Here is a 26,770-nt window from a genome sequence, read left to right as displayed (position 1 = left end):
AGTGGGCTAAAGTAAACGTCGTCGCCGCGACAGCAGCGACGATCGGGGTGTAGCGCAGCTTGGCAGCGCGCTTCGTTCGGGACGAAGAGGTCGTGGGTTCAAATCCCGCCACCCCGACAGAGAAACAGCAGATCAGCCAGTCTACTCATGTGAGTAGCCTGGCTGATCTGCTTTCTGCGTGACTACCGCTCTGGATCCCGCGTGAAGATGCCGTCCATGATCACCGCGCCGGTCTGGATCTCGGGCCGGATCTGCTTCCGGTGGACCTCCTCAGTCACAGCCGTACCGGAGTGGCCGACGAGACGGGAGATCTCCTCGCAGCGGTGGTGGTCAGGGCCGGGTAGTCGGTGTAGCCGCGGTGGTCGCCGCCGTAGGAGGTGGCCGGGTCGGGCTCGTTGAGGGGCGCACGTGCGGATGCGGTGGGGCAGGTAGGGGTTGGCCAGTGCTGCGGCGCCGACCGTGACGACATCGGCAAGACCGGAGTTGAGATCGGCGAAGCGGGTGCCGAGCGGGGCGCCGGCGCTGGTAAGGAGTGCGATACCAGGAGTATGGTCACTTGTATGGCGACGAAGAAGGTGACCGTGACGATTCCCGAGGATCTCCTGGACGAGATCCGCGCGGACGCGGCAGAGCGGGGCCTGTCGGCGTACGTCGCCGAGGCGCTGCGCTTCAAGCGTGACCGGGACCGGCTCCGCGAACTGGTCGACTGGCTGCAGGAAGAACACGGTTCCGTCACCGAGGACGAACATGCGGCAGCCCTCGACGAGCTGGACGGACTCGACGCCGAACACGAGCGGCGCCGAACCACCGGAAAGCACGACGCCGGAGAGGCTGCGTGAAGAGGCGAGCCGGTGAGCACGGACAGCGGCCCCTCCGCGTCTTCGTACTGGACTGTGAAGCCCTGTCCCTCGCGGTGCGCGGCGACCGGAAGATGATCGCCTGGCTCGACCTCGCCGCACGCGGGGAAGCCGAGGTGGTGACGTCACCGATGACACTGGTCGAGGCGTACGACGGCAGAACGACCGAGCAGCGCTGGGACTGGGTACTGTCCCGGCTCCAGGTCGTCGACATCGGGAAGGACGAGGCCCGCCAGGCGCGTCGACTCCTGGCCGACGCCACGTTGCACGGCCACAAGTACGCCATCGACGCCGTGCTCGCCGTCATCGCGCGACAGCAGAGGGGACAGGTCACCGTCTTCACCTCGGACGTCGACGACCTGGAGAAGCTGGTCCCGGACACGATCGTCGTCAAGAAGGTGTGACCCGACGGCTGCGGCGGGCCTTGCCCGGCGCCCCTGTGTGGGAGGACCTGGCCGAGTGCCCGCGCGGGCCCGCGCGGTTTCCGTAGCATGGGGGTTGTGACAGTCCGTGCACAGCTCCAGCCTGCGCGATCGCCCGGTGGGCGGATGCGGGTGCTGCTGGTGCTCGGGCTGCTGGCCGGCCTTCTCGGCATGCACGCTCTCAGCCCGGGCGGGGTTGTCGCAGCCGACGCCCACCATTCCTCCTTCGCCTCCGCTCATGCCGTGGCGGCGACGGGGAGCGACGAGTACGTCTGCCACGGCGACAGCGGTCACGGGCATGCCGAGCATGCCGATGCCACGTGTGCGGCCGGTGCCGTCGGCGCGGGACCGGTCCTTTCCGCGCCGTTGTCCGACGCCGTCGGCACGCTCCCGCCCGCCGACAGTGTCCGCGGGGTCTTCGCCACCGCTCCCGACGGCGGCCGAGCGCCGCCCACACTGGCCGAACTGCAACTTCTGCGGATCTAGGACGAGGCCGGAGCCGTACCCGTCCACGCCACCTGTGCGTGGCGGGCGGCTGTACGGCACTCAGCCGTGTCCCGCGCCGCTCGGCGCGGCATCCGTCGCAGACCGCAGGAGTACCACCGTGAACAGCACCCGTTCCCTCATCCATCGAGCCGCTCTCGGCACCACGGCCGTGGCCGCGGCCCTCGTCCTCGCCGCCTGTGGCAGCGAAAACGGCTCCGACACCGGCTCCGGCACGCGGACACCTGCCTCGGCGAGCGCCGAGGACGCCGCCGGCGCACACAACGACCAGGACGTGTCCTTCGCGCAGGACATGATCCCCCACCACCAGCAGGCCATCCGGATGTCGAGGATGGCCGGCAGTCAGGCGTCCTCGGCCGAGGTCAGGGACCTGGCGGCGCGTATCGAGAAGGCCCAGGCCCCGGAGATCGAGACGATGTCCGGCTGGCTGGAGTCCTGGGGCGAGGACGTGCCCTCCTCCATGCCGGGCATGGACCACGGTGGTCACTCCGACGGCTCCGACATGCCCGGGATGATGGACACCGAGGACATGGACGAGCTGATGGCGGCCTCCGGGAGGGGCTTCGACACCATGTTCCTGACCATGATGGTCGAGCATCACGAGGGCGCCGTGGAGATGGCCACCACGGAGACGGAGAAGGGCCGGTACGGGCCTGCGAAGAAGCTGGCCGGCGACATCATCACCGCGCAGAACGCCGAGATCGAGGAGATGAACAAGCTCCTCGGCACGAGCTGACGACACCCGTACCGGGGGCTCGGGCCCGTTTCCTCGTGGCCCGGCCCCGGTGCGGGCGCGTCCCGCACCGGTCCCCCGGCCCCGCTCGCCACTCCACCCCACGTCCCACAGAGGGTTCCTCAGCATGAAGATCCGTTCCCGCGCGGCCACCGCCATCGCCGCTACCGTCCTCGCGACCGCACTGGCCGCCTGCTCGTCCGGCTCGGACTCCGACGCCGACGCCTCGTCCGGCACGGCGTCGGCCGGCGGCTCCGGCGGCCTCACCGTCAGCCATGTGCACGGCATGGGCATCGACCCGGCCGACGGACGCCTGTACGTCGCCACCCACGAAGGCGTGATCGCCGTGGCCGAGGACGGCACCGCCCAGCGGGTCGGTGACGCGGCCGACTACATGGGCTTCGCCGTCATCGGCCCGAAGACGTTCCTCGGCAGCGGCCACCCGGCCGAAGGCAGCGGCGGCCACGGCAACCGCGGCCTGATCCAGTCCACCGACTCCGGCAGGACCTGGAAGTCCCTCTCGCTGGGCGGCACCAGCGACTTCCACTCCCTCGAGTTCGCGCACAACACCGTCTACGGCTACGACAGCACCCACGGCCTGCTGCGCGTCAGCGCCGACCGGACCACCTGGGACAGCCGCGCCCGGCTCGCCGCCCTCGACATCGCCGTCAGCCCGAAGGACCGGGATCTCGTGCTGGCCACCACGGAGGACGGCGTCGCCGCGAGCACCGACGGCGGCCGGACCTTCGACACCGGCTCCGGCCAGGTCCTCGCCTTCCTGTCCTGGCCAGAGGCCGATGCCCTGTACGGGGCCGACCTCACCGGCGGCCTGCGGCGCAGCACCGACGGCGGCACCACCTGGAGGAAGACCGGAACCGTTCCGGGCGGTCGGCCCCAGGCCCTGACCGCCGTCGACGCCGAGCATGTCCTGGCCGCCACGGAGGAAGGCGTGTACGAATCCCGCGACGGCGGCAGGACCTTCACCCTGCGCCTGCCCGTGTCCTCCGCCGAAGGGCACTGAGCGCGGACGCCTCCCCGCCCTCGCTCGGCCTCCTCCCCCGCGGCCGGCGGACGGCGTGCTACTGGAGTTCGCTGAAGCGTTCCGTCGCCCGGGTGCGTCCGGCCACGATGATGGTGTCGTCCGCCTCCACGACGGTGTCGGCGGTGGCATACGTGAAGCCTTCGCCGAGTCGCTTGATGGCGACGACGGTGATGCCGTAGCGGGTGCGGACGGCGCTGTTGGACAGGGGAAGGCCGATGATGTCGGCCGGCGGCCTGGTCTTGACCATGGCGAAGTCGTCCTCGAACTCGATGTAGTCCAGCATCCGGCCCCGCACGAGGTGGGCGACGCGCTGGCCCATGTCGTGCTCGGGGTAGACGACGTGGTGGACACCGAGCTGGGTGAGGATGCGGCCGTGGGCTTCGCTGGTGGCCTTGGCCCACACGTTCTCGATGCCGAAGGAGATCAGCAGTGAGGCGGTGAGGATGCTGGCTTCCAGGTCGCTGCCGATGGCGACGACGGCGCGCTCGAACTCGTGGACGCCGAGCTGGCGCAGGGCGTCCTCCTTGGTGGAGTCGGCCCGCACGACGTGGGTGAGGGATCCGGAGAGGGCCTGGACGACTTCGGCGCTCTCGTCGATGCCGAGGACTTCGGTGTCCTCATCGACGAGTTCCAGGGCCAGGGCACGGCCGAAGCGGCCCAGGCCGATCACCGCGACGGAGCCCTGCGGGCCGCCGCGCCGCTGCTTGAGGCGGGATTTCCTAGCCAATGACAGGTCGCTCCTCGGGGAGGTCGTACAGGCGGACGCGGCTGCGCAGGGCGAGCGCGGAGGCGACGGTGATGGGGCCGAGCCGGCCGATGAACATCAGCACGATCAGCATCAGTTGGAGACCGGAGGGCAGCCCCGCGGTGATGCCGGTGGACAGGCCCACGGTGGCGAAGGCGGAGGTGACCTCGAACAGCGACTGGTCCAGGCTGTAATCGGCGAAGACCACGAAGGCCAGCGTGGAGACGGCGACCGCGGCCACGGACAGCAGCACCACGGTCAGCGCCTGACGCTGAAGGTCACCGTGCAGGCGGCGGTGGAAGATGTTGACCGCGCCCTCGCCACGGATCTCGGCGTATATGACGAAGAACAGCACGGCGAAGGTGGTGACCTTGATACCACCCGCGGTGCCGGCGCTGGCGCCGCCGATGAACATCAGCACGTCCGTGCCCAGCCAGCTCGCCGGATTCATCTGGGAGGTGTCGAGGCTGTTGAACCCGGCGGTGCGCGGCATGACGCCCTGGAAGAAGCCGGCCAGCAGCTTCCCGGGGGCGTCCAGGGGGCCCAGGGTGGCCGGGTTGGACCATTCGATCGCGGTGACGAAGGCGCTGCCGCCGATCAGGAAGACCCCGGAGGCCCACATCACGATCTTGGTGTGCAGGGACCAGGACCGCGGCCGGTGCCAGCGGCGGCGCAGCTCGAACAGGACCGGGAAACCCAGTCCGCCGGCGATGACCGCCAGCGCGATGGGCAGACAGATCCACGGATCGGTGGCGAAACCCATGAGGCTGTCGGAGTACAGGGCGAAGCCGGCGTTGTTGAACGCGGAGACGGAGTGGAAGACGCCCAGCCACACCGCCCGCGGCCAGGACTCGTCGTAGGCGGTGGCGAACCGCAGGGTCAGCACCAGCGCGGTGACCGCCTCCAGCAGCAGGCTGACCTTGACCACACCGGTCACGACGGAGCGGACGTCCCCCAGTCCCAGGGTCTTGGTCTCCGCGGCGGCCGTCAGCCGCGCCTTCAGGCCGATGCGGTGGGACACCAGCAGGACCAGCAGGGAGGCGAAGGTCATGATGCCGAAGCCACCCACCTGGATGAGCCCCAGGATCACCGCCTGCCCGAATCCGCTCCAGTGGACGGGGGTGTCCACCACGATCAGGCCGGTCACGCACACCGCGGAGGTGGAGGTGAACAGCGCCTCCAGCACACTCGCGCCGCCCGGCCCGGCCTTCGCCACCGGCAGCATCAGCAGGCCGGTGCCGGCCGCGATGGCCGTGGCGAAGCCCGCCACGACGACCTGCGCCGGATGCCGCAGACGCGGCCATCGCCGCGTCACCACCCCGAGCCCTCCGCTCCGCGGACGGGCACCACGTTTCTTCGCACTGGGAGACGATAGACAACACCCCCACCGTTCTCGACGGCAGGCTCTGTTCCGTGTCTCGCCGAGACGCGGCCGGACAGGAAGGGAGGCTGCTCCTTCGGCGGGGGCCACTGTCCCGTCCGGCTCTGCCGCATGCCCCTGCCACGGCCACGCAGGGGTCTCGTCGCCCGCGGCCGCCGGGCTATGCTCCGGCGACGGCCGCGATGTCGGCGGGGGTGCCGTGCATGAGGGTGCGGACATGCTCGGTGATCAGGTCGACGGGCCAGTCCCACCAGGCCGCGCGCAGCAGACGGGCGACGTCCTCGTCGTCGTACCGGCTCTTGATGTGTCGTGCCGGGTTGCCACCGACGACGGTGTAGGGAGCCACGTCCGAGGTGACCACGGCACCGGTCGCGATGATCGCTCCGTCTCCGATCGTCACTCCCGGCATGACGGTGACTCCACGGCCGAACCACACGTCGTTGCCCACGATCGTGTCACCGCGGCCGGGCAGTGCGGTGATGATGTCGAGGGTGCGGTCGGCCCAGGTGCCGCCGAACATCGTGAAGGGGAAGGTGGAGACGCCCACGGTGGGGTGCTCGGCGCCGGCCATCAGGAAGCGCGTGCCGGTGGCGATCGCGCAGAACTTGCCGATCACCAGGCGTTCGGGACCGTAGGCGTACAGGACGTTGCGGTGCTCGAACTCGGTGGCCCCGTCGGGGTCGTCGTAGTACGTGAACTCACCCACCTGGATACGCGGATCGGTGACCAGGGGCTTCAGCAGCACCACCCGCTCGTGTTCGGGCAGCGGATGGATCACGGAGGGGTCGGGTGTCATGGGTGCGGCTCCTCAACAGCACGGCCCTCAGGCCGTTTCCTGGGTGGTCCATTCGACGAACTGGATGACGACCCCGTTGGGGTCGGTCACCTGGAAGAGCTTCTCCCCCCACGGCTCCTCACGCGGCGGCATGGTGACCACGACGCCCTCGGACCGAAGCCGGTCGTGCTCCGAGGCGAGGTCGTCGACGGTGAGGGCGACGATCAGTCCGGCCGCGTGCTGGTCACGGAATCCCTCGGGCAACACCTCCGAGCCGCGTCGCAGCAGCACGACGGAGAGGGCTTCGTCGTCCCGCTCCAGCGAGGCGAACCCGTCGGCCGCCATCACTTCCCTGTAACCGAGATGTGTGGTGAAGAAGGCGTGCGAGGCGGCGACGTCGTCGACGGTGAGCGAGAGGGTGGACGCGGTGATCCTTGCCGGTGAGGTCATGCGCCACACGCTTCCCGTTGCCCGCGTCGTGATCAACCGCATTCTTCGGATCGGTCCATAACTCGGTGCTTATGACGCACCGGATGCGCTCGCGGCGGCCTGTTCGTCGAGTGTGTCCTGGGCCGACTGGACGAAGGCGCGCAGCAGGGCGGTTTCGCCGGCGGTCCGCCACACCAGGGCCCACTCGCCGAGCGGAGCGTCCTGGATGGGCAGGTAGACGAGATCCGGCCAGCGGTAATAGAGCGCGGCCTCCGCCTGCACGGGCGTGACGAACTGGCCCCTCGCGACCGCCGCCAGGCCCTCCTGCCAGGTGGCCACCCGCGGGCCCCGCGGGACAGGGCGCCCACCGGGGGTGCGGGTGGGGACGAGGGCCTCGTACCAGTAGTCCGGCACCGGGCCCGACGGCATCAGCACGGTGCAGTCACCCAGGTCCTCCATGCGCACCGAGGAGCGCCGGGCGAGCGGATGGCAGGCGCCGACCAGCAGGACCAGCGGCCGGGCGCGCAGCACCGGCCCCACGGTGAGGTCGGGTTCGCGGACCGGGAGCCAGATGAGTGCCAGGTCGACTTCCCCTGATCGCAACTGCCGGAAGGGATCGCCTATCCGCGTCTCGCGGAACCGCAGTTCACAGGACGGGTAGCGGGACGTGAAACGAGCGGTGACGTCGGCGATGTCGTGTGCGAGCGCGCCCATGGTGCCGAGGGTGAGGATGCCGTGAGTGCCGCGTGCCGCGGTGGCCGCGGTTTCCAGGCCCTCCCGGATGCGTGAGTATCCGGCCTCGAGGTCTTCGCGCAGACGGGCACCGATCGGGGTGAGGACCACCCGTCGGCTCGTTCGTTCGAACAGGGCGGCGCCGATACGGCGTTCCTGCTTGGCTATGGCCTGGCTCACCCGTGCCTGGGAGATGTGCAGTCGCTCGGCGGTACGGCCGAAGTGCAGTTCCTCGGCCAGCGCGAGGAAGATCTCGATGTCCCGCAGCTCCACCCTGCCCTCCCTCATACGTCACTGTTCGCGAACTCCGTCCGGTCGCATGCCCGTTGCCGGTCCGATCCGCCGTCCAGGACACTATGCCGGTGTGCGGCGCCGGGCGGTGGACTCGGCCCGGCGCGGGGCGTGCCGATCGTGGCCGTACTGGGCGGGACCGGGGCGGTCCCCTCTCCGGGGCCGGACTTCCGGTCGGCCGGCGGTGACACCCTGATCGTGATCGGCACGCGTGAGGGTGTCGGGGTCGCCGCCGGGATCCTCGGCCGGGAGTGATCCCGGGCGGGCGTCAGGCGCTGGCGGGTGCGGGTTGGGGGTGTTCCGTGGCGCCGGGCGGCGCGGGCGGGGCCGGGCGGCGGGTGAGGCGGCGGGCCAGGGGCTCCGTGTAGCGGGCGGTGAGCGGGCCGATCACGACCAGGATCAGGACGTACGCCGTGGCCAGGGGGCCGATGCGGGGCTCGACGCCGACGGCGAGGCCCGCGATGACGATGGAGAACTCGCCCCGCGCCACGAGTGTGCCGCCCGCACGCCAGCGGCCCGCGCCCCGGATGCCCGCCCGGTGTGCGGCGTACCAGCCGGTGGCGACCTTCGTGAGCGCGGTGACCACGGCGAGGAGCAGCGCCGTCACCAGCACGGGCGGGATGTCGGCCGGGTCGGTGGACAGCCCGAAGAACACGAAGAAGACGGCGGCGAACAGGTCCCGCAGCGGGGTGAGGAGGACGCTCGCCCCCTCGGCGACCTCGCCGGACAGGGCGATGCCGACCAGGAAGGCGCCGACGGCCGCCGAGACCTGGAGTTCCTGGGCGAGACCGGCGACGAGGAGGGTCAGGCCGAGGACGACCAGCAGCAGCATCTCGGCGTTGTCGGAGGAGACCGCGCGGCTGATCAGCCGGCCGTGGCGCAGTGCGACGTACAGGACGGCGCCGACGGTGCCCAGGGAGATCAGCAGGGTGACGGCTCCTCCGGCCAGGCTCACCCCGGCCAGGAGGGTGGTGAGGATCGGCAGGTAGAGGGCCATGGCGAGGTCCTCGATGACGAGGACGCCGAGTACCACGGGGGTTTCGCGGTTGCCGAGCCGGCGCAGGTCGCCGAGGACCTTGGCGATGACGCCGGAGGAGGAGATCCAGGTGACGCCGGCCAGCGCGACGGCGGCCACCGGGCCCCACCCGAGGATCAGCGCCGCCACGGCGCCGGGCACCGCGTTGAGGACGAGGTCGACCGCCCCGGACGGGTACTGGGTCCTGAGGTTCGTGACCAGTTCGGAGGCGCTGTACTCCAGGCCCAGCAGGAGCAGCAGCAGGATGACGCCGATCTCGGCACCGGTGGCGATGAACTCCTCGCTGGCCTGCAGGGACAGGATGCCGCCGTGGCCGAAGGCCAGCCCGGCCAGCAGGTAGAGGGGGATGGGTGAGAAGCCCACCCGTCCGGCGAGGCGGCCCAGCAGTCCCAGGGCGAGGATGACCGCGCCGAGTTCGATGAGCAGGACGGTGGTGTGGTGCACGGGCGTCGGTCCTCCGGTTCGGTGACGGCGGCGTCAGTGCCTTCGGGTGGCGAGGGGCAGCGGCGAGGCGGCGGCAGCGGGCGGGCAGGCGTCACCGGTGCGGTGAGCGGTGAGAGCGGTGGGTGCCGGGCGTCGGCGGCCGGGCGGGGAAACGGCGTGGCGGTCGGGCAGCCCCACCGTGTTCGGGCAGGGGGCACCCGGTGCGGGCGTCGGGTGCGGACCGGGAGATCAGGCGCCGGGAACGGCGGTGCCCGGTTCAGGGACGCTGTCGCGAGCGGTGTTGTCGATGCGCATGGGCCGGTTCATGTCACGTCGTTCCATGTCACGTTCCCCCCGTCGCATGCGTGGTCCGCTCCTCGCGCACCGGGCGTTCAACCGCTCGTCGGAGCGCCAAGACTCGGTAAAGAAGTTTACCGCACGACAAAATGCATCTCTCTCACATACCGGCACTTGTCCCCGTGTCCCGGCGGGCGGGGTGCGCGCCGCGCCGGCTCCGGGGTGGCAGTTCGCACAGGATGCGGGTCAGGTCGGCGGGAGCGGCGGCGAGGTGGACCGGAGTGCCGGAGTCGTCCAGTTCGGCCACGTGCCAGCCGCTCGGGACCAGGCCGGAGTCGCTGCCGCGGGGACGGCGGACCCGCAGGACGGTGAGACGGGAGACCGGGATCGGGCGCGCCGCGAAGCGGCCGGGGCCCGGGTGCGGGACCACGGCGGGCGGACCGTCACCGCCCACGACGACGTGGGTGCCGAAGTGGTGCGGGTTGTAGTCGGTGGCCTCCAGGAAGCGGGCCGGCAGGAAGACCTCGCCGCCCGCCGGCTCCGCGGAAGGTGTCCCGGACTCCCCGGGCGGGCGGATGCGGGTGGCCCGCCACGCCCCGATCAGCAAGGTGAGCGTGGTCAGCGTGCCCAGCGACGTCCAGGCCGTCGTGGCGGGCGTCGCGAACGGTGCCGTGGGGTGCAGGTAGCACAGGGGCAGGAGCCACAGCGCCGTGACGACGAGTGCCGCCCCGAAGGGGAGGGCCGACGGCAGGACCTCGTCGTCGGGGCGTCGCCGGCCGCGTACGAGGAGCAGTGTCCGGGCGGCCGGGTAGCCCGCGGCGAGGGTCAGGCCGGCCGCGACCATCGCGAAGTCCCCGGCGCCGGGGGTGTGGTGGCGCCACACATAGCGGTCACCGGCGACTTCCCTGACCACGCCGCGCCACACCGTCAGCCGGACGCGGTCGCCGGCGCGGAACTCCTCGGCCGCTTCCGACGACACCGCCAGCCGTCGCATCGGGCGGCCGTCGGTGAAGTACAGCCAGCTGGTCTTTTTGGGGCGGCGGGCATCCGTACGTCCGATCACGGCGGTGACGGTGCCGAGGCAGTCGCCGCCTTCCTCCGCCGGCGTCCCGGGCGCGCAGGGGGCGGCGGACCGCCACTCCCGCTCGCGCGCACCGGCGCCCGGCACCGCCGACACGGCCAGGCCCGCGCCCGCCAGCAGCAGTGCGCACGCCAGGGCCCACAGGACGACCGCCCACCGGGGACGGCGGATCGCTTTCCGTGCGTCGGTCATGCGGGAAGACTGTCAACGGCGGCTCGGTCCGCGCTTGTGCCGGGTGCGGCAGTGTGGGGGGCGGTCACGTTGCCGACTGCGGTCATCGTCTGGTGTGGTGGTTCGGGGGGCCGTGGCCCGGGAAGGAACGACGACATGATCATTTTTGGTACCAAGGGGTATCTGTACCAGCTCGCGATACTGACGCTGGTGTGCGCGCAGTGCGGCAATCCCGCCGCGCACACGCTCAGGAAGCGGGTCACGAAGTTCACCCTGTTCTTCGTGCCGCTGTTCCCGGTGTCGACGAAGTACACGACGCAGTGCACGTTCTGCGGTGCCGAGCAGAAGGTCACCGCGGAGCAGGCCGAGCAGCTCCAGGCGCAGGCCGCCGGTGGCGGACAGGGCGGGCAGGGGTACGGGCAGCCCCACCAGCAGCAGCCCTACCAGTCGTAGCCGCCCCGGTCCCCAGTCCCTAGCCGCCCCACGCTCCGTCGTACGGGTCGCTCGGGGCCGGGACCGGTGTGGCGCGGGTGACCTCGAAGTACGGGACCGGTCCGTCGTTGACCGGGTCCTTCGTGCGGCGCGGGGTGTAGGTGCCGGTGACCTCCAGCCAGGTGTCCGGTCGCAGGACCGGGGGGATCTCGCCGGTCAGGGCGATCTTGACCGGCTGGGCGTCCGCGGCACAGCAGTTGAGACCCATGCGGACCAGGTACGGCGCACCCGTGCCGCTCATCGCCACGAAGCCGGTGATGTTGATGGGGCGGTCGCGGAGGTGGCGGCCGTCGTCGTAGACGGCGCGCGCCGCGTACTCCCCCACCCCGAGACGCAGGGGGCCCCGGGCGGGGAGGCCGGGGAAGCCCAGGGGTTTCTGCAGGGCCGTACCGGTGTGGGTGGCGCTGTAGGAGCCGAGGGCCGGCGGGGCGACCAGGATCAGGGCGAAGAGGGGGAGGGCGAGGAGCCAGGAGACGCGGGGTTCCCGGTGCGGCTCCCCCGGGTGCGGCGGGCGCCGCCACTCGTACCAGACCGTCGCCGCCGCCGTCACGATCAGTACCGCGCCGGACAGCAGGAGCAGCGGGCGCAGTCCGGCCTTGACGTAACGCAGGTGCAGGTCCGTCAGGCCGGCGTGCAGCACGGTCGCGCCGAGGAGGAACAGCAGGGCCGCCTGGGCCTGGCCGTTGAGCCGGGTTGTCACAGCAGTACCGCTCCCGTCAGGACCGACACGGCCACCGCCAGGGCGAAGGTCGCGGGGGCGAAGCGCAGGGCGAAGGCACGGCCGAACGTGCCCGCCTGCAGGGCGAAGAGCTTCAGGTCGATCACCGGTCCCACGACCAGGAAGGTGAGCCGCGCCGTCAGCGAGAACTGGGTCAGCGACGCCGCCACGAAGGCGTCCGCCTCCGAGCAGATCGACAGCAGCACGGCCAGGACCGCCAGCGCCAGTACCGACAGCACCGGGTGGCCGGCCGCCACGCGCAGCCACTCCGCCGGGACCACCGCCTTCAGCGTCGCCGCCGCCATCGCGCCGACCACCAGATAGCCCCCCGCGTGCGTCACGTCGTGCCGCACCGAGCCCCAGAAGGCCGCTCCCCCGCTCCGCCCCTCGTGGGACGAACGGGCGGGCGGGCGCAGCCAGTCCGTACGGCCGAGGCGCTGCCACAGCCAGCCCATCAGGCACGCCACCAGCAGGCTCGCGACGAAGCGGGCGAGGACCATCTCGGGGTTGCCCGGGAAGGCGACCGCCGTCGCCGTCAGCACGATCGGGTTGATCGCGGGGGCGGACAGCAGGAACGCCAGGGCCGCCGCGGGGGCCACCCCACGGCGCACCAGCGCGCCCGCCACCGGCACGGACGCGCACTCGCAGCCGGGAAGCACCGCGCCCGCCGCGCCCGCGACCGGTACGGCCAGCGCCGGACGTGCCGGCAGGGCGCGGGCGAAGAACGACGGCGGGACGAACACCGCGATCGCCGCCGACAGCAGGACGCCGAGCACCAGGAAGGGGAGGGCCTGGACGACCACGGCCACGAACACCGTCATCCAGCTCTGCATCACCGGGGCGGCCAGGGCGCCGCGGACCGGGCCCTGGAACATCACGGCCGTGAGCAGGACCAGGGTGAGGAGGAGGGGGGAGGTGAGGTGGCGGGGCTCGTCGGGGGACGCCTCGCGGGAGCCGCCGGGGGGTGTCCCGTGGTCGGTCCCGGCGGGTGGAGGGCCGGGTCGGGGCCGGCTCGTTCCGCGCGGGGGTGGTGGGGTGATGGCCACGGGCCGGGTGCACCTCCCAGGATGCGCGCGCGAGAGAGCGGGGCCGCTCGAGGCCCCTGCTCCTTTGTACGGAGGGACGGGCCGGGGTGTTCAGGTGCCGCCTGGAACCACGCGTGACGATGAGGCAGTCTCTTCCCCTGTGGTGAGCCTGCTTCCCAACCCCGCCCCGCCCAGCGATCCGTCCGCCCCCATGGTGGTGTGCGGTGACGACGGGCTGGCGCACCGGCTCGCCGCCGAACTTAGGGGTGTGTACCGCGAGCAGGTGACCCTCGTCGTGCCGCCCGCCGGAAGCAGCGTGCGGCAGCCGATGGTGGGGCGGGCCCGTGCGGCCTCCGCGGCCCTGCTCGACCGGGTCGTGACCGCCGTCAACAACCGGGGCAACGGCGTCTCCGACGACACCGCCGCCCCCGGTGCACGGGTGGTGGAGGCCGCCGAGCCGACCGAGGCCGTGCTCGCCGAGGCGGGCGTGGAGCGGGCCGCCGCGCTGGCGTTGGTGTACGACGACGACGAGACCAACATCCGTGCCGCGCTGAACGCCCGCCGGCTCAACCCCAGGCTGCGGCTCGTCCTGCGGCTGTACAACCGGCGGCTGGGGCAGCACATCGAGGAACTGCTCGACCAGGCGGCCGAGTTGGCCGGCGGCGCGGCTCCCGGGCGCGGGGGTGTGGGTGTGGGTGCCGACATCGCCACGACCGTGCTGTCCGACGCCGACACGGCCGCGCCCGCGCTGGTCGCCGGCGCGCTCGTCGGCACGAGCAAGGTCGTCGACGCGGAAGGACTGCTGCTGCGGGCGGTGGAGCGTCGGCCTCCGGGGCCGGGGGAAGTGGCCGACCCGGGGCTGTGCACGCTGGCGCTGCTGTCCGCGACGAGCAGCGACCCGGCGGGTGCCGAGGGTTCGGAGGACAGCGGCGAGCAGGGGCCGCGACTGCTGCCCGACGCTGAGGCGGTGGCGGCGGCGACCGGGCGCGGGACGGTGGTGCTGGAGCAGGTCTCCTACTCCGGACCGCCGCTGCCCGCACGGCGGGGCGGGCCGCCGTTCGCCTCGCTGTTCTCGCGGCGGCTGCGGTGGTCGCTGGCGGGGCTGGTGGCCGCGGTCGTCGCGCTCGCCGTCGCGCTGACGGTGGTGACCCGGGACAACCCGCTGCACGCCACGTACGTCACGCTGCTGGATCTCTTCGCGATCAACGAGCCCGCCCACCACCAGTCCACCGGGCGGCAGGTGCTGCAACTGCTGTCGATGCTGGTCGGGTTGCTGCTGCTGCCGGTGCTGCTGGCGGCGGTGCTGGAAGCACTGGGGACGTTCCGTACGGCGTCGGCGCTGCGGAAGCCGCCGCGCGGGCTGAGCGGGCACGTGGTGCTGCTGGGGCTGGGCAAGATCGGGACGCGGGTGCTGACGCGGCTGCGGGAGCTGCACATTCCGGTGGTGTGCGTGGAGGCGGACCCGGAGGCGCGAGGGGTGGCCGTGGCGCGGCGGTTACGCGTGCCGGTGGTCGTCGGGGACGTCACGCAGGAGGGTGTGCTGGAGTCCGCGAAGATCCATCGCGCGGATGTGCTGCTCGCGCTGACCAGCGCCGATACGACGAATCTGGAGGCGGTGCTGTACGCGCGGTCCGTGCGGCAGGATCTGCGGGCGGTGCTGCGGCTGTACGACGACGACTTCGCGAAGGCGGTGTACCGGACACTGCGGACGGCGCACCCCGGTGCGCTGACGCGGAGCCGGAGCGTGTCGCACCTGGCGGCGCCGGCGTTCGCCGGGGCGATGATGGGACGGCAGATCCTCGGGGCGATACCGGTGGAGCGGCGGGTGCTGCTGTTCGCGGCGGTCGTCGTGGGCGGGTACGCGCAGTTGGAGGGGCGGACGGTGGGGGAGGCGTTTCGGGCGGGGGCCTGGCGGGTGCTGGCGCTGGACACGGCGGGGTCCGCCTCCGGTAGGGAGGGAGCGCCGGGCTCCGGGCTTGTGTGGGACCTCCCCGACACGTACGTGCTGCGTGCCGAGGACCGGGTGGTGCTGGCCGCCACCCGGCGGGGGCTGGCGGAGTTGCTGGGGCGGCACCGGGGGGCCGGGGCGGCGGGACGCTGACCCGGCCGCCCCGGCGCCTGGGCTGGGCGGGGGTGGGCTTCACCTACCCGCGCTTGCGGGGTGCCTCCCCCACCGCCCACCCGTACCGCCCTGGGGGTACCTCCCAGGCCTTCAAGGCACTGGGGGCGGCACGAGGGGCCGCAGCCGGGGCGGCATGACTGCCCGTGGCTGGGGTTACGCCGGGAGGTGTCGTGCTGCGAAGTCGAGTTCCAGGCGGATCTGCTTGATGCGTTCGTCCACCACCAGGGAGCCGTGGCCGGCGTCGTAGCGGTAGACCTCGTGGACCGCCTCGCGGGACTCGAGGCGTTTGACGTAGTTCTCGATCTGCTGGATGGGACAGCGGGGGTCGTTGACCCCGGCCGAGATGTAAACCGGGGCCTTGACCCGGTCGACGTAGGTGATCGGGGACGAGGCCTCGAAGCGCTCGGGGACCTCTTCCGGGGTGCCGCCGAGCAGCGTGCGGTCCATCGCCTTCAGCGCCTCCATCTCGTCGTGGTACGCCGTGACGTAGTCGGCGACCGGAACCGCCGCGATGCCCATCGCCCACGCGTCCGGCTGCGTGCCGAGGCCCAGCAGGGTGAGGTAGCCGCCCCAGGAGCCGCCGGTGAGGATCAGCCGGGCGGGGTCCGCCAGGCCGGAGGTGATCGCCCACTCGCGGACCGCCGCGATGTCCTCCAGCTCGATCAGGCCCACCCGGTGCTTCAGCGCGTCGGTCCAGGCGCGCCCGTAGCCGGTGGAGCCCCGGTAGTTGACGCGGACCACCGCGTAGCCGTGGTCGACCCAGGCCGCCGGGCCCGCCGCGAAGGAGTCGCTGTCGTGCCAGGTGGGGCCTCCGTGGATGTCGAAGACCGTCGGGAGCGGGCCCGTGGCGCCGGCCGGCTTCTGCACGAGCGCGTGGATGCGGCCGCCGGGGCCCTCCACCCACACGTCCTCCACGGGCACCGACCCGGGCGACGTCATCCCGGGCGGGTCGAGGACCACTCCGCCCGCCGTGGAGCGCACCGCCGGCGGCTCGGCCGCCGACGACCACAGGTACTCCACGCTGCCGTCGGGCCGGACCGTCGCACCGGAGACCGCGCCGCGCGGGGTGGGGATCTTCACCAGCCGGCGCTCGGTCAGGTCGTAGCGGAACAGCTCGCCGCGGGCCTCGAAGCCGTGCGCGATGAGCAGCCCCGTGCCGTCCGGGTACCACTCGGCGCTCACGTCGCCGGGCAGGTCCAGCGCGAGGTCCGTCTCCTCCCCCGTCACCACGTCCCACACCAGGGGCTCCCAGCGTCCGCGCCGCTGGTGCCCGATGAGCAGCCGGGTGTCGCCCTCGACCGGGGCGAAGCCCAGCACCTCCAGGCCCAGTTCCTCGGTGCCGCCCCGGGTGTCGTCGAGCTCCGCGACCGTCGTGCCGTCGGGGCGCATCACCCGCAGCGCGGAGTGCATCGCGTCACCGTGCTCGGTGTGCTCCACGGCGATCAGCGAACCGTCGTAGGAGAGGTCGCCGACGCCCGCCGACTCACGGTGCCGGTACAGCTCCACCGGCGCCTCACCGGTGCGGGCGAGGTGGATCGTCGTACCGTCCTCGTCCGTGGAGCGCCCCACGACCGCCGTACGGCCGTCCCTGCCCAGCGCCAGACCGGCGGGGTACGAGGGGTCCAGGCCCGGGGCCGCGAGTTCGTCCTCGCCGCCCGAGAACCGCTGGCGCCGCCAGACGCCGAACTCGTCGCCGTCCTTGTCGTCGAACCACCAGATCCACTCGCCGTCCGGCGAGAGCACCCCGTCCGTCGTGCCGTTGGGCCGGTCCGTCACCTGGCGCTGCTCACCGGTCGCCCGGTCCCAGGCGTACAGCTCGTACGTCCCCGTCGCGTTCGACACGAACAGGGAGCGGTCGGGGGCGTCCTCGGCCCAGTCGGGCAGGGACACCCGGGGCGCCCGGAAGCGCTTCTCCCAGTCGGGCATGCCCGCACCCTGTTCCACTCGCTCGGTCTGGTGGTCCGCCCGGTCCGGCGCGTCGGACCCGTTGCTCTCAGTCATGACCCCATACTGCCCGTCCCGGGGGGCATCGCGCGGCCCAGGTCCCCAGCCTGTGGACAACTCCCCCCGGATCTTTCACCGGCCCCCCGGCCCGGACCCCCGACCGGGCATCCGGCCCGGCCCGCGACACGCCACGGCAGGCCCAGGCCGCGACCCCTCCGCGGGGCGACCCCGCGGGACGGGAACCGCCCGCGGACCCGTACCGTTGAGGGCGTGTACCGGTTTCTGCTGACGCCCCGCTGGTGGGGGATCAACGTCTTCCTGCTGCTCGCCATCCCCTTCTGCGTCTTCATGGGGTCCTGGCAGCTGGGCAGGTTCGAGGACCGGGTGGACAGCCACCGCGACGCGGAGGAACGGATCGCGTCGGACCAGCGGGAGGCGGCCAGGCCGCTGGACGACCTGCTGCCCGTGACCAAGGCCACCTCCGGCAAGCAGACCACCGCGAGCGGCCGGTACGACACCCAGTTGCTGGTGCCCGACCGCAAGCTGGACGACCGGGACGGCTACTACGTCCTGACCCTGCTGCGCACCGACACCGGCCGCGCGCTGCCCGTCGTACGGGGCTGGCTGCCCGGCGACCCCGATCCGGCCGAGGTGCCCCCGGTGCCGGCCGGTGAGGTCACCGTCACCGGCGCGCTCCAGGCGTCCGAGACACCCGGCAGCAACGGCGTCAGCGCCCGCGGCGGCCTGCCGGAGGGCCAGACGTCCGCGATCAGCGCGGCCTCGCTGGTGAACCTCGTGCCGTACGACGTGTACGACGCCTGGGTGACGCTCAACCGCGGGGACTCGGGGATGAAGCCGGTGCCGGCGTCCGCGCCGAGCGGCACGGGACTGGACCTGAAGGCGTTCCAGAACCTGGGCTACACCGCCGAGTGGTTCGCCTTCGTGGGCTTCGTGATCTTCATGTGGTTCCGTCTGCTGCGCCGCGAGCTGGAGCTCGCCCGGGACGCGGAACTGGGCCTGGCCACGGACGAGGACGGGGACGACGCCGACGACGCCCCCCGTCAGCCGGCGGGCGTCAGCAGCCCCGTCCAGTAGACCGTGCCCGCGCAGGCGTTGCTCACCGTCATGGTGGCCGAGCCGACGCCCGTCGGCGCCGTGTACGTCACCGCCACGCTGCCGTCCGTCCCGCCGTCCTCCGTCACCAGCTGAGTGGTCGTGCCGGTGTCGGTGCCCGCGGAGGCACCGGTCGTGGTCGTCGGGTCGCCGGTGGGTGTCGGGTCGGGCGAGGGTCCGCCGGTGCCGCCGCCCGCGGTCTCGCCCGGGGTGGGGCAGGTCTCGGAGGGGACCCAGGCGAACCGCACCTCGTAGGCGGCACCCGGCTCGAGCACCAGCCGCGCGGCCTCGAGGGAGGGGTCGGGCAGTCCGGCCGCCGCGTCCCCCGCCACGTGCCGCGTCGAGCTCACCTTGCCGGCGGATGCGGCGCCCTGCGGGGTCACGCTCAGCACGCCGGGGCCGTCGACGGCGCAGCCGGCCACGGAGACGTTGGCGACCCGGAACGAGCCGTAGACGGCGCCCGTGGAGTCGGGAGCGGCACTGCTCGCGACCGCCGGTCCGAGCTGCGCGGCGGTACAGGCGGGCGCCTCGGCCGAGGTGCCCGCCGAGGGGTCGGCGCCCTCGGTCGCACCCGCGCCTGAGCCGGTGCTCGCGCCGTCCCCGTCCTCCTCCTTCTTGTCGTCCTTGCCGGTGCCCCCGACCTGGTCAGAGGAGCCGCCCGCGGTGCTCTGGCCACCGCCGGGGTCCTCGTCCTGGCCGGTGCCGCCCTGATCCTGCGAGGCGTGGCCGACGGCGGAGGGGTTGGCGTCGGAGCCGGAGCTGCCCGAGACGTGCACGGCCGCGGGGACCGCGGTGCCGATGAAGAGGGCGGCGGCGGCCATGCCGACCAGGGCCTGGCGTTTGCGCGCCCGGCGCGCGGGGACGGCCCGGCGCAGGTAGTCCAGGGTGCCGTCGCCCGGCTCCACCTCGCGCACCGCCTGGTGCAGCAGGGCGCGCAGTTCCAGCTCGTCCGAGTCGAGCCCTTCGGGGCTCTGTTCGTCCCGGCCGTCGTTCACAGTTCCGTTCCCAGCGTGCGTGTGCTTCGGCTCTTGCTCGTGCGGCGTCCCGGCCTCGCGCGGGACCTCGGCGGCGGGCGCGCCCCCCTCGGGCTCCCGCCCCGTGCCGGGGGCGTGCGAGCCCTCCGGCTCGCGCTCCCCGGGCCGCGCGTCCTTGCCGTCGCTCATGCCGGCGCCCCCATGGCCAGCCGCAGTGCCGCGATACCGCGCGAGCCGTACGCCTTCACCGAGCCCAGCGAGATGCCGAGCGTCTCGGCGACCTGCGCCTCGGTCATGTCCGCGAAGTAGCGCAGCACCAGCACCTCGCGCTGACGGCGCTGGAGCCCCTTCATCGCCTTGATGAGGGAGTCGCGCTCCAGCTGGTCGTAGGCGCCCTCCTCCGCGCTCGCCATGTCGGGCATGGGCTTGGAGAGGAGCTTGAGGCCGAGGATGCGGCGGCGCAGCGCGGAACGGGACAGGTTGACGACCGTCTGACGCAGATAGGCCAGGGTCTTCTCCGGGTCCCGGACGCGTTTGCGTGCGGAGTGGACGCGGATGAACGCCTCCTGGACGACGTCCTCACAGGAGGCGGTGTCGTCGAGGAGGAGCGCCGCGAGGCCCAGCAGCGAGCGGTAGTGCGCGCGGTAGGTCTCGGTGAGGTGGTCGACGGTGGTGCCGGCCGCCACGGCGTCGTCGGCGCCGTCACGCTGACTCGGTATGCGGGCGGGGCGCGCTGCGGGCATCGGCGCGATCACCGGCATGCCGCCGCCGGACGCGCCCGGCATGCGGGGTCGGAGAGCCGGGCGTGGCGGCCGGAGGGCCGTGCCACGCGGCGCTGTGAAGTCGAGTACCTCAGCCACACCAGTTGGACACGCTTCCCCCCGTAAGGGTTGTACGCGCCGGGCGTCACTTTTGCGGCGGCGGGTGCCACCGGCCGCCCGCCCGCATCGGGCAGCACCACCGACAGCACATCAAATGCCCTCATGCGTCCCGCTCTTCCCCTGTATCCCATATGAACGGGCGTCCCCACGCCCGGTTCCAGACGTCCCCACGTCTGGAACGCAGCGTCCCCACGCCCCGGAAAGGGTGACCGCAAAGACGCTCCCCGCCCTCCGCTTGGTTGCGGAGGGCGGGGAGATGAATCCTCGTGCAATCCTCGTGCAATCCTCGGTCGCCGGACGTGCGGCTACAAGTGGTCCAGACCGAGAATCCCGGCTCACAAGACTTACACAGATCCTACAAACGAATCCTGTGTGATCCAGAACTTTTTACCGCTCAACCACCACGAGTTCGGCGATCTGCGCGGTGTTGAGCGCGGCTCCCTTGCGCAGGTTGTCCCCGCACACGAAGAGCTCCAGCGCCGTGGGGTCGTCCAGGGCCCGCCGGACCCGCCCGACCCAGGTCGGATCGGTGCCGACGACATCGGCGGGGGTGGGGAACTCCCCGGCGGCCGGGTTGTCGAACAGGACGACGCCGGGTGCCGTCGCGAGGATCTCGCGCGCCCTGTCGACGGTGACCTCGCCCTCGAACCGGGCGTGCACGGTGAGGGAGTGCGTGGTGACCACGGGGACGCGGACGCAGGTGACCGCCACGGGCAGGGAGGCCAGGCCGAGGATCTTGCGGGTCTCGTCCCGCACCTTCATCTCCTCCGAGGACCAGCCGTCCTCGCGCAGCGACCCGGCCCACGGTACGACGTTCAGCGCGACCGGCTCCGGGAACGGACCGGTGTTGTCCCCCACGGCCCGCCGCACGTCGCCGGGGCTGGTGCCCAGCTCCGTGCCGGCGACCAGGGACAGCTGCTCGCGCAGGGTCCGCACGCCCGCGTGCCCGGCGCCGCTGACCGCCTGGTACGACGAGACGACCAGCTCGCGCAGGCCGAACTCGGCGTGCAGCGCGCCCAGCGCGACGATCATCGACAGGGTGGTGCAGTTCGGGTTCGCGACGATCCCGCGCGGGCGCCTGCGCACGGCGTGCGCGTTGACCTCGGGCACGACGAGCGGCACGTCCGGGTCCATCCGGAACGCGCCGGAGTTGTCCACCACCACCGCGCCCCGCGCGGCGGCGAGGGGCGCCCACCGCTCGGCGACCTCGTCGGGCACGTCGAACATCGCGACGTCGACCCCGTCGAACGCCTCCTCGGTGAGCGCGACGACCTCGACCTCCTCTCCGCGCACGGCCAGCTTGCGGCCGGCCGAGCGCGGGGAGGCGATGAGCCTGATCTCGCCCCAGACGTCCGCCCGCTGGGACAGGATCTGGAGCATGACCGTGCCGACGGCCCCGGTCGCCCCCACGACCGCGAGCGTCGGCCGCCCGGAGCGCCCGGGTCCTGCGGTCCCGGTCATCAGCGGCCGGTGCCTCCGTAGACCACGGCCTCGTCGCTGTCGGAGTCCAGGCCGAAGGCGGAGTGCACGGCGCGCACGGCCTCGGGCACGTCGTCCTTGCGCGTCACGACCGAGATGCGGATCTCGGAGGTCGAGATCAGCTCGATGTTCACGCCGGCGTCGCTGAGCGCGGTGAAGAAGTCGGCGGTGACGCCCGGGTTGGTCTTCATACCGGCGCCGACCAGGGAGATCTTGCCGATCTGGTCGTCGTAGCGCAGGGAGTCGAAGCCGATGGCGCCCTTGTTCTTCTCCAGGGCGTCGATGGCCTTGCGGCCCTCGGTCTTCGGCAGGGTGAAGGAGATGTCCGTCAGGCCCGTGGAGGCGGCGGACACGTTCTGCACGACCATGTCGATGTTGATCTCGGCATCGGCGATCGTACGGAAGATCGAGGCGGCCTCGCCGGGCTTGTCGGGCACACCGACGACCGTGACCTTGGCCTCGGAGGTGTCGTGTGCGACACCGGAGATGAGAGCCTGCTCCACCTGCTTGTCCCCTTGCTTCATCGGCTCGCTGCTGACCCACGTGCCCTGCAGTCCGCTGAAGGACGAGCGGACGTGGATCGGGATGTTGTACCGGCGGGCGTACTCCACACAGCGGTGGAGGAGCACCTTGGACCCGGAGGCCGCGAGCTCGAGCATGTCCTCGAACGCGATCCAGTCGATCTTCCGGGCCTTCTTCACCACGCGCGGGTCGGCGGTGAACACACCGTCGACGTCCGTGTAGATCTCGCACACCTCGGCGTCGAGCGCCGCGGCGAGGGCGACGGCGGTGGTGTCGGAACCGCCGCGGCCGAGCGTGGTGATGTCCTTGGTGTCCTGGCTTACGCCCTGGAAACCGGCGACGATGGCGATGTTGCCCTCGTCCACCGAGGCCTTGATCCGGCCCGGCGTGACATCGATGATGCGGGCTTTGTTGTGGACCGAGTCGGTGATGACACCTGCCTGGCTGCCGGTGAAGCTCTGGGCGTTGTGACCCAGGTTCTTGATCGCCATGGCCAGCAGGGCCATGGAGATCCGCTCTCCGGCGGTCAGCAGCATGTCGAGCTCGCGTCCGGCAGGGATCGGGGAAACCTGCTCGGCGAGATCGATCAGCTCGTCCGTCGTGTCGCCCATCGCGGAAACCACGGCGACCACCTGGTGGCCGTTCTTCTTGGCTTCCACGATCCGCTTGGCGACGCGCTTGATGCCCTCGGCATCGGCTACGGAGGAGCCTCCGTACTTCTGCACGACAAGGCCCACGTGCGCTCCTCGCTCAGTCCGTCGTTTTCCGCAGTTCGCACACATATGTGTGCGCCGCGGTCGGTTCAGTCTATCGAGCGTCCGAAAAATCCCCCCGGGATACCGCATGGTGAGACTCCCCGGCGCTCTCGCAGGTGGGCTCCTGCCCATCCCGACGCGGACCACTCGGAAAAGTGCCCCGGGTCACACGCGGGCTCAGTCTGCGAGGTCCTTGAGGGGCTCGGTGTCGGGGGTGATGTTGGTTGGCATTTCAACCACACCAGCAGACTCAAGAGGAAGCGCTCGAAGCCCGAGGCTCAAGCTCCGGGCTGAACCGCGGAAACGAACGCCGCCCACGCGGGGGCGGCGACACGGAGTTCGGGGCCCGAGGGGGCGGTCTTGGAGTCACGGACGTGGACGGCACCGCAGTGGGCGACCTCGACGCAGTTCCCGCCCTCACTGTCGCTGTAGCTCGACCTGAACCACGCGAGGGCGACCTCGACGCAGGCACCGCCCTCGTTGTCGCTGTACGTCGACTTGAACCACTTCAGCTGGTCGCTCACGGCTGATTCACCATCCGCTCGATGAGACGGGCCGACTCGTCGGGGTCGAGGGCCCGCGTACGAATCATGCTTAGCCGCTCGGTCACACGGCTGACAACACCTGGTTCAGCCGAAAGCTCGCTGGCGAACGCGCCCTCCATGAAGGCGAATCGCTCGTGGTCCTGCCCCTCCATCAGCACCATGGGGCCCTCCAGCGCGTTCCCGAACGCCCGCTCGAATGGCAGCACCTGCAAGACGACGTTGCGCAGCCGGGACACCTCCAGCAACCGCTGGAGCTGCTCCGCGTCCACCAGCGGGCTGCGCAGCACAGCTTCGTAGAGGACGAAGCTCAGCCCGACCGGTGGCTTGCGCTGCGCGAGGAGTGCCTGCCGCTCCATCCGGGCCGCCACCCGCTCCTCCACCGTCTCCTCGTCCAGCGGCGGGATCCGGTTGTCGATGAGCGTGCGCGCGTACGCAGGGGTCTGCACCAGGCCTGGTACCAGCGCGACTTCGTACGTCCAGAGGCTCGTCGCCTCCCGCTCCCACTCGATGAAGTCCACCGCACGCGCGGAGTAGCGCTCCCTGCGCACGTACTCCTTCGCCGCGCTCAGCATCCCCTGCGCACCGCACAGTTCGTCCGCCACGTCGAGCACCCTGGGCGTCGGCATCCGCACGCCGCGCTCCATGGACGCGATGGTCTCCGGGGCGTAGTTGGCGGCGGCGGCCAGCGCCTCGCGGCTGATGTTGGCGAGGGTGCGCCAGCGCTTGAGCTGGTTGCCGCTGTAGCACCAGGCCGCGGGCGGCCGGGAGTTGTCGTTGCTGTTCGGGACCGGCACGATGCCCACCTCCGGCTTGATCGGCCACCGAGCGTAGACCGTCGGACACCACCGTGTGACCGTGACGAGGGCGATTCACCGCTCCGTGCGAACTCCCGGAACCGGAGTCGTTGAATTCAAAATCGAATTAAGTGGGCGTCGCGAGCGGGCGAACGAAAATGGCCAGTGGCGAAATGATCATGCACCGTGTTATGTTCCTGCCGCGTCGAACACCGGGCCTGACCAGCCCAGTTGAGGCGCAGGAATTAATCGGGGGAAGAAGTCCGCGGGGGGACCATTTCGGTTTCCACGCCAGTCCAGGTCGCCCTTTTGGGCTTCCTCCCCTTGTGATTGAACACAAGGGAGATCGTACATGACCCGCAACACACTGCGTCTGGCCGCCGTTTCGGCCGTGGCGGCCGTCTCCATCGGGGCCGGCGCCGGCCTGGCGCAGGCGTCCGAGACCACCGCGCCGGCCCGCCCGGCGGCCTCCTCGCAGGTGACGCTGACCGCGGCCCAGGCCCGCGCCCTCCTCGCCGACCCGGCCCTGTCGGCCGAGCTGAAGGCGCGGGACACCACGTCGCTGCGTGCCGTGGCCAACGGCACGGCCACCGACGTCCAGGCGCGAGGTGCCGTCGGCGGCGCCGCCAAGGCCCTGTTCAACCTGCTGAAGAAGCACGGCGGCAAGGTCTACAACGGCGCGGTCAAGGCCGCCAAGGACAACTGGGGCAAGTTCCGTTCGTACATGGACGGCCTGCCCTGGTACCACCCGGTCCGCATCGCCTGGGTCGCGGCCGGCGCCGAGGCCCAGTACCAGCTGTACACGTACATCCGCAGCCTCGTCTGAGGGACCGGGACTCGTCACGCGTGGTGGTGCGCCGGCGCCGGGCCGGCGCACCGCCCCGTGCCGCGGAAGGGAACACACCGATGGCCAACTCCGAAGCCCCGCGGGCGCTGAGGCACCTGTGGGCCTCCCCCGCGCTGTTCGTCCTGGCGGCGTTCGTCGCGTTCAACGTCGTCGGCAGCGGTGACGCGGGCTGGACGCTGATGGCCGGGGGGCTGTCCGGCCCCGCCGTCGCCCTCGTCTGGCAGGCGCTCCGGCGCGAACGTCCCGAAGCGGCGTTCGTCGTCATCCCGCTGGCACTGCTGGCGCTGATGACCGTGCTGTTCGGCATCAACGAGGGATTCCCCTGGTCCTGAGCCGTCCTACCGGGCCGGACGGAGGCCCAGGGGTGCGCCGATCTCCTCGGCCATGACCTTGCCCGCCTCGAACTCCAGGGTGTCGTCGCCCATGCCCTGGTCGGTGTCCAGGCCGTCGAGCTCGGCGAGGGGCTGGTTGAGGCGGACGTGGGCGACCACGGACTGCAGGGCGCGCAGGGTGGCGGACGCCGTGGAGCCCCAGTTGGAGAAGTAGGAGAACTGCCACCACCACAGGGCCTCCGACGTGCGGCCGGCGCGGTAGTGGACCATGCCGTGGCGGAGGTCGGTGATGACGTCGGTGAGGTCGTCGGAGATACGGGCCGGGACGGGCGCCTTGCGGGGCTCGTACGGGTCGAAGACCTCGGAGTAGACGTCGATCGGCTCGAGGAGCCGGGCGAGGTTCTCGCGGAGCTGGTCCACGTCGGCCTCGGGCCCCGGGTCGGGCTCGTAGCGCTCGTCGGGGACGATGTCCTCGTGGGCGCCCAGGCGCCCGCCGGCCAGGAGGAGCTGGGAGACCTCCAGGAGGAGGAAGGGGACCGCCGAGTCCGGCTCGTCGCCCTTCGCGACCTCCGTGACGGCGACCAGGAAGCTCTCGATCTGGTCGGCGATCTGGACCGCGAAGTCGTCCGGGTTCTGGTGCGTCGCGTGCAGCGTGGCGTCAGACATCTAGGAGTCGTCTCCCCTCGAAGGCGCGGCCGAGGGTCACCTCGTCCGCGTATTCCAGGTCGCCGCCCACCGGGAGGCCGCTGGCCAGGCGGGTGACCTTCAGGCCCATGGGCTTGATCATGCGGGCGAGGTACGTCGCCGTGGCCTCGCCCTCGAGATTCGGGTCCGTGGCCAGGATGAGTTCCGTGACCGTGCCGTCGGCCAGCCGGGCCAGGAGTTCCCGTATGCGCAGATCGTCGGGGCCCACCCCGTCGATCGGGCTGATCGCGCCGCCCAGCACGTGGTAGCGGCCCCGGAACTCACGGGTGCGCTCGATGGCCACGACGTCCTTGGGCTCCTCCACGACACAGATGACCGCGGGGTCGCGGCGGGTGTCGCGGCAGATGTTGCACTGCTCCTCCTGCGCGACGTTCCCGCAGGTCGCGCAGAAGCGGACCTTCGCCTTGACTTCCATCAGCGCGTGCGCGAGACGCCGTACGTCCGTCGGTTCCGCCTGGAGGATGTGGAAGGCGATCCGCTGCGCGCTCTTGGGACCGACGCCGGGGAGCCGCCCCAGCTCGTCGATGAGGTCCTGGACCACGCCTTCGTACAACGGACTGCCGTCCTTCCTGGTGTTCCTTCAGTACGTACGGTAGAGGCCCG

28 protein-coding genes, 1 tRNA gene and 2 pseudogenes are annotated in these 26,770 nt (G+C 71.7%); 12 read left to right on the top strand and 19 right to left on the bottom strand.

All coding sequences use genetic code 11. From position 1 onward, the window contains the following. Positions 1 to 43 precede the first annotated feature (43 nt). Positions 44 to 117 (top strand) — tRNA-Pro (locus tag F1615_RS08070). Between the two features lie 157 nt (positions 118 to 274). Here F1615_RS08070 and F1615_RS36150 read toward each other — a convergent pair. Continuing rightward, a pseudogene (locus F1615_RS36150) lies at positions 275 to 488 on the bottom strand (hypothetical protein); the annotation flags it as partial. Positions 489 to 560: 72 nt separating this feature from the next. On the opposite strand from F1615_RS36150, the gene F1615_RS08060 reads away from it, so the two are divergent. The 5 genes from F1615_RS08060 to F1615_RS08040 all read left to right on the top strand — a co-directional run bounded on the left by F1615_RS08060 (position 561) and on the right by F1615_RS08040 (position 3,537). Next, the gene (locus F1615_RS08060) at positions 561 to 839 is read left to right on the top strand and encodes a CopG family transcriptional regulator (protein ID WP_149548166.1); all 279 of its coding nucleotides are present in this window, start codon (positions 561 to 563) and stop codon (positions 837 to 839) included. Beyond that, positions 836 to 1,261, top strand: a complete 426-nt coding sequence (locus F1615_RS08055; RefSeq protein ID WP_149548165.1) for a PIN domain-containing protein — start codon at positions 836 to 838, stop codon at positions 1,259 to 1,261. Before F1615_RS08060 ends, F1615_RS08055 begins: the two co-directional genes overlap by 4 nt. Before the next feature lie 96 nt (positions 1,262 to 1,357). Further along, entirely contained in the window at positions 1,358 to 1,765 is a 408-nt protein-coding gene (locus F1615_RS08050) for a DUF6153 family protein (protein WP_341873418.1), read from the top strand. 118 nt (positions 1,766 to 1,883) lie between these two features. Then, complete coding sequence (locus tag F1615_RS08045; RefSeq protein WP_149548164.1) at positions 1,884 to 2,519, top strand: DUF305 domain-containing protein; 636 nt, start codon at positions 1,884 to 1,886, stop codon at positions 2,517 to 2,519. A gap of 124 nt (positions 2,520 to 2,643) precedes the next feature. Beyond that, positions 2,644 to 3,537, top strand: coding sequence for a F510_1955 family glycosylhydrolase (locus F1615_RS08040; RefSeq protein ID WP_149548163.1), 894 nt, complete (start codon positions 2,644 to 2,646; stop codon positions 3,535 to 3,537). Between the two features lie 58 nt (positions 3,538 to 3,595). Here F1615_RS08040 and F1615_RS08035 read toward each other — a convergent pair whose 3' ends face one another. The 5 genes from F1615_RS08035 to F1615_RS08015 all read right to left on the bottom strand — a co-directional run bounded on the left by F1615_RS08035 (position 3,596) and on the right by F1615_RS08015 (position 7,893). Then, on the bottom strand, positions 3,596 to 4,285 hold the full coding sequence (locus F1615_RS08035; protein ID WP_149548162.1) for a potassium channel family protein: 690 nt from the start codon (positions 4,283 to 4,285) through the stop codon (positions 3,596 to 3,598). Beyond that, a complete protein-coding gene (locus F1615_RS08030; protein WP_425385629.1) occupies positions 4,278 to 5,618 on the bottom strand; it encodes a TrkH family potassium uptake protein in 1,341 nt (446 codons plus the stop codon). The genes F1615_RS08035 and F1615_RS08030 overlap by 8 nt, the downstream gene beginning before the upstream one ends. Positions 5,619 to 5,844: 226 nt before the next feature. Further along, the gene (locus F1615_RS08025; protein WP_149548161.1) at positions 5,845 to 6,480 is read right to left on the bottom strand and encodes a CatB-related O-acetyltransferase; all 636 of its coding nucleotides are present in this window, start codon (positions 6,478 to 6,480) and stop codon (positions 5,845 to 5,847) included. 27 nt (positions 6,481 to 6,507) lie between these two features. Beyond that, positions 6,508 to 6,909, bottom strand: coding sequence for a VOC family protein (locus tag F1615_RS08020; protein ID WP_149548160.1), 402 nt, complete (start codon positions 6,907 to 6,909; stop codon positions 6,508 to 6,510). Positions 6,910 to 6,978: 69 nt separating this feature from the next. Beyond that, entirely contained in the window at positions 6,979 to 7,893 is a 915-nt protein-coding gene (locus F1615_RS08015; protein ID WP_149548159.1) for a LysR family transcriptional regulator, read from the bottom strand. 126 nt (positions 7,894 to 8,019) lie between these two features. Between F1615_RS08015 and F1615_RS08010 the strand changes: the two are divergent. Next, a pseudogene (locus tag F1615_RS08010) lies at positions 8,020 to 8,166 on the top strand (potassium transporter TrkA); the annotation flags it as partial. Positions 8,167 to 8,179: 13 nt separating this feature from the next. Here F1615_RS08010 and F1615_RS08005 read toward each other — a convergent pair. Next, positions 8,180 to 9,391: a cation:proton antiporter gene (locus F1615_RS08005; protein ID WP_149548158.1), complete on the bottom strand. Its 1,212-nt coding sequence runs from the start codon at positions 9,389 to 9,391 to the stop codon at positions 8,180 to 8,182. A gap of 436 nt (positions 9,392 to 9,827) precedes the next feature. Then, positions 9,828 to 10,940: a hypothetical protein gene (locus F1615_RS08000; RefSeq protein ID WP_149548157.1), complete on the bottom strand. Its 1,113-nt coding sequence runs from the start codon at positions 10,938 to 10,940 to the stop codon at positions 9,828 to 9,830. Between the two features lie 135 nt (positions 10,941 to 11,075). Here F1615_RS08000 and F1615_RS07995 point away from each other — a divergent pair, with 135 nt between their 5' ends. Continuing rightward, the gene (locus F1615_RS07995; RefSeq protein WP_149548156.1) at positions 11,076 to 11,372 is read left to right on the top strand and encodes a zinc-ribbon domain-containing protein; all 297 of its coding nucleotides are present in this window, start codon (positions 11,076 to 11,078) and stop codon (positions 11,370 to 11,372) included. A gap of 19 nt (positions 11,373 to 11,391) precedes the next feature. Here the strand turns inward: F1615_RS07995 and F1615_RS07990 are convergent, their stop codons facing one another. Both F1615_RS07990 and F1615_RS07985 read right to left on the bottom strand, forming a co-directional pair. Further along, on the bottom strand, positions 11,392 to 12,111 hold the full coding sequence (locus F1615_RS07990) for a TIGR03943 family putative permease subunit (RefSeq protein ID WP_149548155.1): 720 nt from the start codon (positions 12,109 to 12,111) through the stop codon (positions 11,392 to 11,394). Further along, complete coding sequence (locus F1615_RS07985; RefSeq protein ID WP_244328668.1) at positions 12,108 to 13,175, bottom strand: permease; 1,068 nt, start codon at positions 13,173 to 13,175, stop codon at positions 12,108 to 12,110. Before F1615_RS07985 ends, F1615_RS07990 begins: the two co-directional genes overlap by 4 nt. 190 nt (positions 13,176 to 13,365) lie before the next feature. Here F1615_RS07985 and F1615_RS07980 point away from each other — a divergent pair, with 190 nt between their 5' ends. Beyond that, positions 13,366 to 15,255 carry an NAD-binding protein gene (locus tag F1615_RS07980; RefSeq protein WP_149548244.1) on the top strand — a complete coding sequence of 630 codons (1,890 nt, stop codon included), beginning with the start codon at positions 13,366 to 13,368 and terminating at the stop codon, positions 15,253 to 15,255. A 174-nt stretch (positions 15,256 to 15,429) separates the two neighbouring features. Here the strand turns inward: F1615_RS07980 and F1615_RS07975 are convergent, their stop codons facing one another. Next, complete coding sequence (locus F1615_RS07975; protein ID WP_149548154.1) at positions 15,430 to 17,277, bottom strand: S9 family peptidase; 1,848 nt, start codon at positions 17,275 to 17,277, stop codon at positions 15,430 to 15,432. A gap of 213 nt (positions 17,278 to 17,490) precedes the next feature. On the opposite strand from F1615_RS07975, the gene F1615_RS07970 reads away from it, so the two are divergent. Continuing rightward, entirely contained in the window at positions 17,491 to 18,315 is an 825-nt protein-coding gene (locus F1615_RS07970; protein WP_149548153.1) for an SURF1 family protein, read from the top strand. Here the strand turns inward: F1615_RS07970 and F1615_RS07965 are convergent. The 6 genes from F1615_RS07965 to F1615_RS07940 all read right to left on the bottom strand — a co-directional run bounded on the left by F1615_RS07965 (position 18,282) and on the right by F1615_RS07940 (position 24,283). Next, positions 18,282 to 19,496 carry a hypothetical protein gene (locus F1615_RS07965; protein ID WP_149548152.1) on the bottom strand — a complete coding sequence of 405 codons (1,215 nt, stop codon included), beginning with the start codon at positions 19,494 to 19,496 and terminating at the stop codon, positions 18,282 to 18,284. The genes F1615_RS07970 and F1615_RS07965 overlap by 34 nt on opposite strands. Beyond that, positions 19,493 to 20,068, bottom strand: a complete 576-nt coding sequence (locus F1615_RS07960; RefSeq protein WP_149548243.1) for a SigE family RNA polymerase sigma factor — start codon at positions 20,066 to 20,068, stop codon at positions 19,493 to 19,495. Before F1615_RS07960 ends, F1615_RS07965 begins: the two co-directional genes overlap by 4 nt. Positions 20,069 to 20,575: 507 nt before the next feature. Next, the gene (locus F1615_RS07955; RefSeq protein WP_149548151.1) at positions 20,576 to 21,649 is read right to left on the bottom strand and encodes an aspartate-semialdehyde dehydrogenase; all 1,074 of its coding nucleotides are present in this window, start codon (positions 21,647 to 21,649) and stop codon (positions 20,576 to 20,578) included. Beyond that, complete coding sequence (locus F1615_RS07950; protein WP_149548150.1) at positions 21,649 to 22,926, bottom strand: aspartate kinase; 1,278 nt, start codon at positions 22,924 to 22,926, stop codon at positions 21,649 to 21,651. The genes F1615_RS07955 and F1615_RS07950 overlap by 1 nt, the downstream gene beginning before the upstream one ends. A 296-nt stretch (positions 22,927 to 23,222) precedes the next feature. Next, a complete protein-coding gene (locus F1615_RS07945) occupies positions 23,223 to 23,468 on the bottom strand; it encodes a DUF397 domain-containing protein (RefSeq protein WP_149548149.1) in 246 nt (81 codons plus the stop codon). Next, positions 23,465 to 24,283 (bottom strand): DUF5753 domain-containing protein, encoded by an 819-nt coding sequence (locus tag F1615_RS07940; RefSeq protein ID WP_149548148.1) that lies wholly within the window; start codon positions 24,281 to 24,283, stop codon positions 23,465 to 23,467. Before F1615_RS07940 ends, F1615_RS07945 begins: the two co-directional genes overlap by 4 nt. A 352-nt stretch (positions 24,284 to 24,635) precedes the next feature. Here F1615_RS07940 and F1615_RS07935 point away from each other — a divergent pair, with 352 nt between their 5' ends. Then, positions 24,636 to 25,109 carry a hypothetical protein gene (locus tag F1615_RS07935; RefSeq protein ID WP_149548147.1) on the top strand — a complete coding sequence of 158 codons (474 nt, stop codon included), beginning with the start codon at positions 24,636 to 24,638 and terminating at the stop codon, positions 25,107 to 25,109. 80 nt (positions 25,110 to 25,189) lie between these two features. Further along, on the top strand, positions 25,190 to 25,462 hold the full coding sequence (locus F1615_RS07930) for a hypothetical protein (protein WP_149548146.1): 273 nt from the start codon (positions 25,190 to 25,192) through the stop codon (positions 25,460 to 25,462). A 6-nt stretch (positions 25,463 to 25,468) separates the two neighbouring features. On the opposite strand, the gene F1615_RS07925 is transcribed toward F1615_RS07930, so the two are convergent. Next, on the bottom strand, positions 25,469 to 26,128 hold the full coding sequence (locus tag F1615_RS07925; RefSeq protein ID WP_149548145.1) for a DUF5063 domain-containing protein: 660 nt from the start codon (positions 26,126 to 26,128) through the stop codon (positions 25,469 to 25,471). Beyond that, the gene (recR, locus tag F1615_RS07920) at positions 26,121 to 26,720 is read right to left on the bottom strand and encodes a recombination mediator RecR (protein ID WP_030863096.1); all 600 of its coding nucleotides are present in this window, start codon (positions 26,718 to 26,720) and stop codon (positions 26,121 to 26,123) included. The genes F1615_RS07925 and recR overlap by 8 nt, the downstream gene beginning before the upstream one ends. Between the last annotated feature and the right edge of the window lie 50 nt (positions 26,721 to 26,770).

The sequence above is a fragment of the Streptomyces marokkonensis genome, from assembly GCF_008312835.1.
Classification (GTDB): domain Bacteria; phylum Actinomycetota; class Actinomycetes; order Streptomycetales; family Streptomycetaceae; genus Streptomyces; species Streptomyces marokkonensis_A.
This window is presented reverse-complemented; position numbering and strand designations above follow the sequence as displayed.

Coding starts and splice junctions, on each gene's coding strand:
- F1615_RS08060 (WP_149548166.1), top strand. CDS start 561: ATGGCGACGAAGAAGGTGACCGTGACGATTCCCGAGGATCTCCTGGAC.
- F1615_RS08040 (WP_149548163.1), top strand. CDS start 2,644: ATGAAGATCCGTTCCCGCGCGGCCACCGCCATCGCCGCTACCGTCCTC.
- F1615_RS08025 (WP_149548161.1), bottom strand. CDS start 6,480: ATGACACCCGACCCCTCCGTGATCCATCCGCTGCCCGAACACGAGCGG.
- F1615_RS08020 (WP_149548160.1), bottom strand. CDS start 6,909: ATGACCTCACCGGCAAGGATCACCGCGTCCACCCTCTCGCTCACCGTC.
- F1615_RS08000 (WP_149548157.1), bottom strand. CDS start 10,940: ATGACCGACGCACGGAAAGCGATCCGCCGTCCCCGGTGGGCGGTCGTC.
- F1615_RS07995 (WP_149548156.1), top strand. CDS start 11,076: ATGATCATTTTTGGTACCAAGGGGTATCTGTACCAGCTCGCGATACTG.
- F1615_RS07980 (WP_149548244.1), top strand. CDS start 13,366: ATGGTGGTGTGCGGTGACGACGGGCTGGCGCACCGGCTCGCCGCCGAA.
- F1615_RS07975 (WP_149548154.1), bottom strand. CDS start 17,277: ATGACTGAGAGCAACGGGTCCGACGCGCCGGACCGGGCGGACCACCAG.
- F1615_RS07965 (WP_149548152.1), bottom strand. CDS start 19,496: ATGAGCGACGGCAAGGACGCGCGGCCCGGGGAGCGCGAGCCGGAGGGC.
- F1615_RS07960 (WP_149548243.1), bottom strand. CDS start 20,068: ATGCCGGTGATCGCGCCGATGCCCGCAGCGCGCCCCGCCCGCATACCG.
- F1615_RS07955 (WP_149548151.1), bottom strand. CDS start 21,649: ATGACCGGGACCGCAGGACCCGGGCGCTCCGGGCGGCCGACGCTCGCG.
- F1615_RS07935 (WP_149548147.1), top strand. CDS start 24,636: ATGACCCGCAACACACTGCGTCTGGCCGCCGTTTCGGCCGTGGCGGCC.
- F1615_RS07930 (WP_149548146.1), top strand. CDS start 25,190: ATGGCCAACTCCGAAGCCCCGCGGGCGCTGAGGCACCTGTGGGCCTCC.
- F1615_RS07925 (WP_149548145.1), bottom strand. CDS start 26,128: ATGTCTGACGCCACGCTGCACGCGACGCACCAGAACCCGGACGACTTC.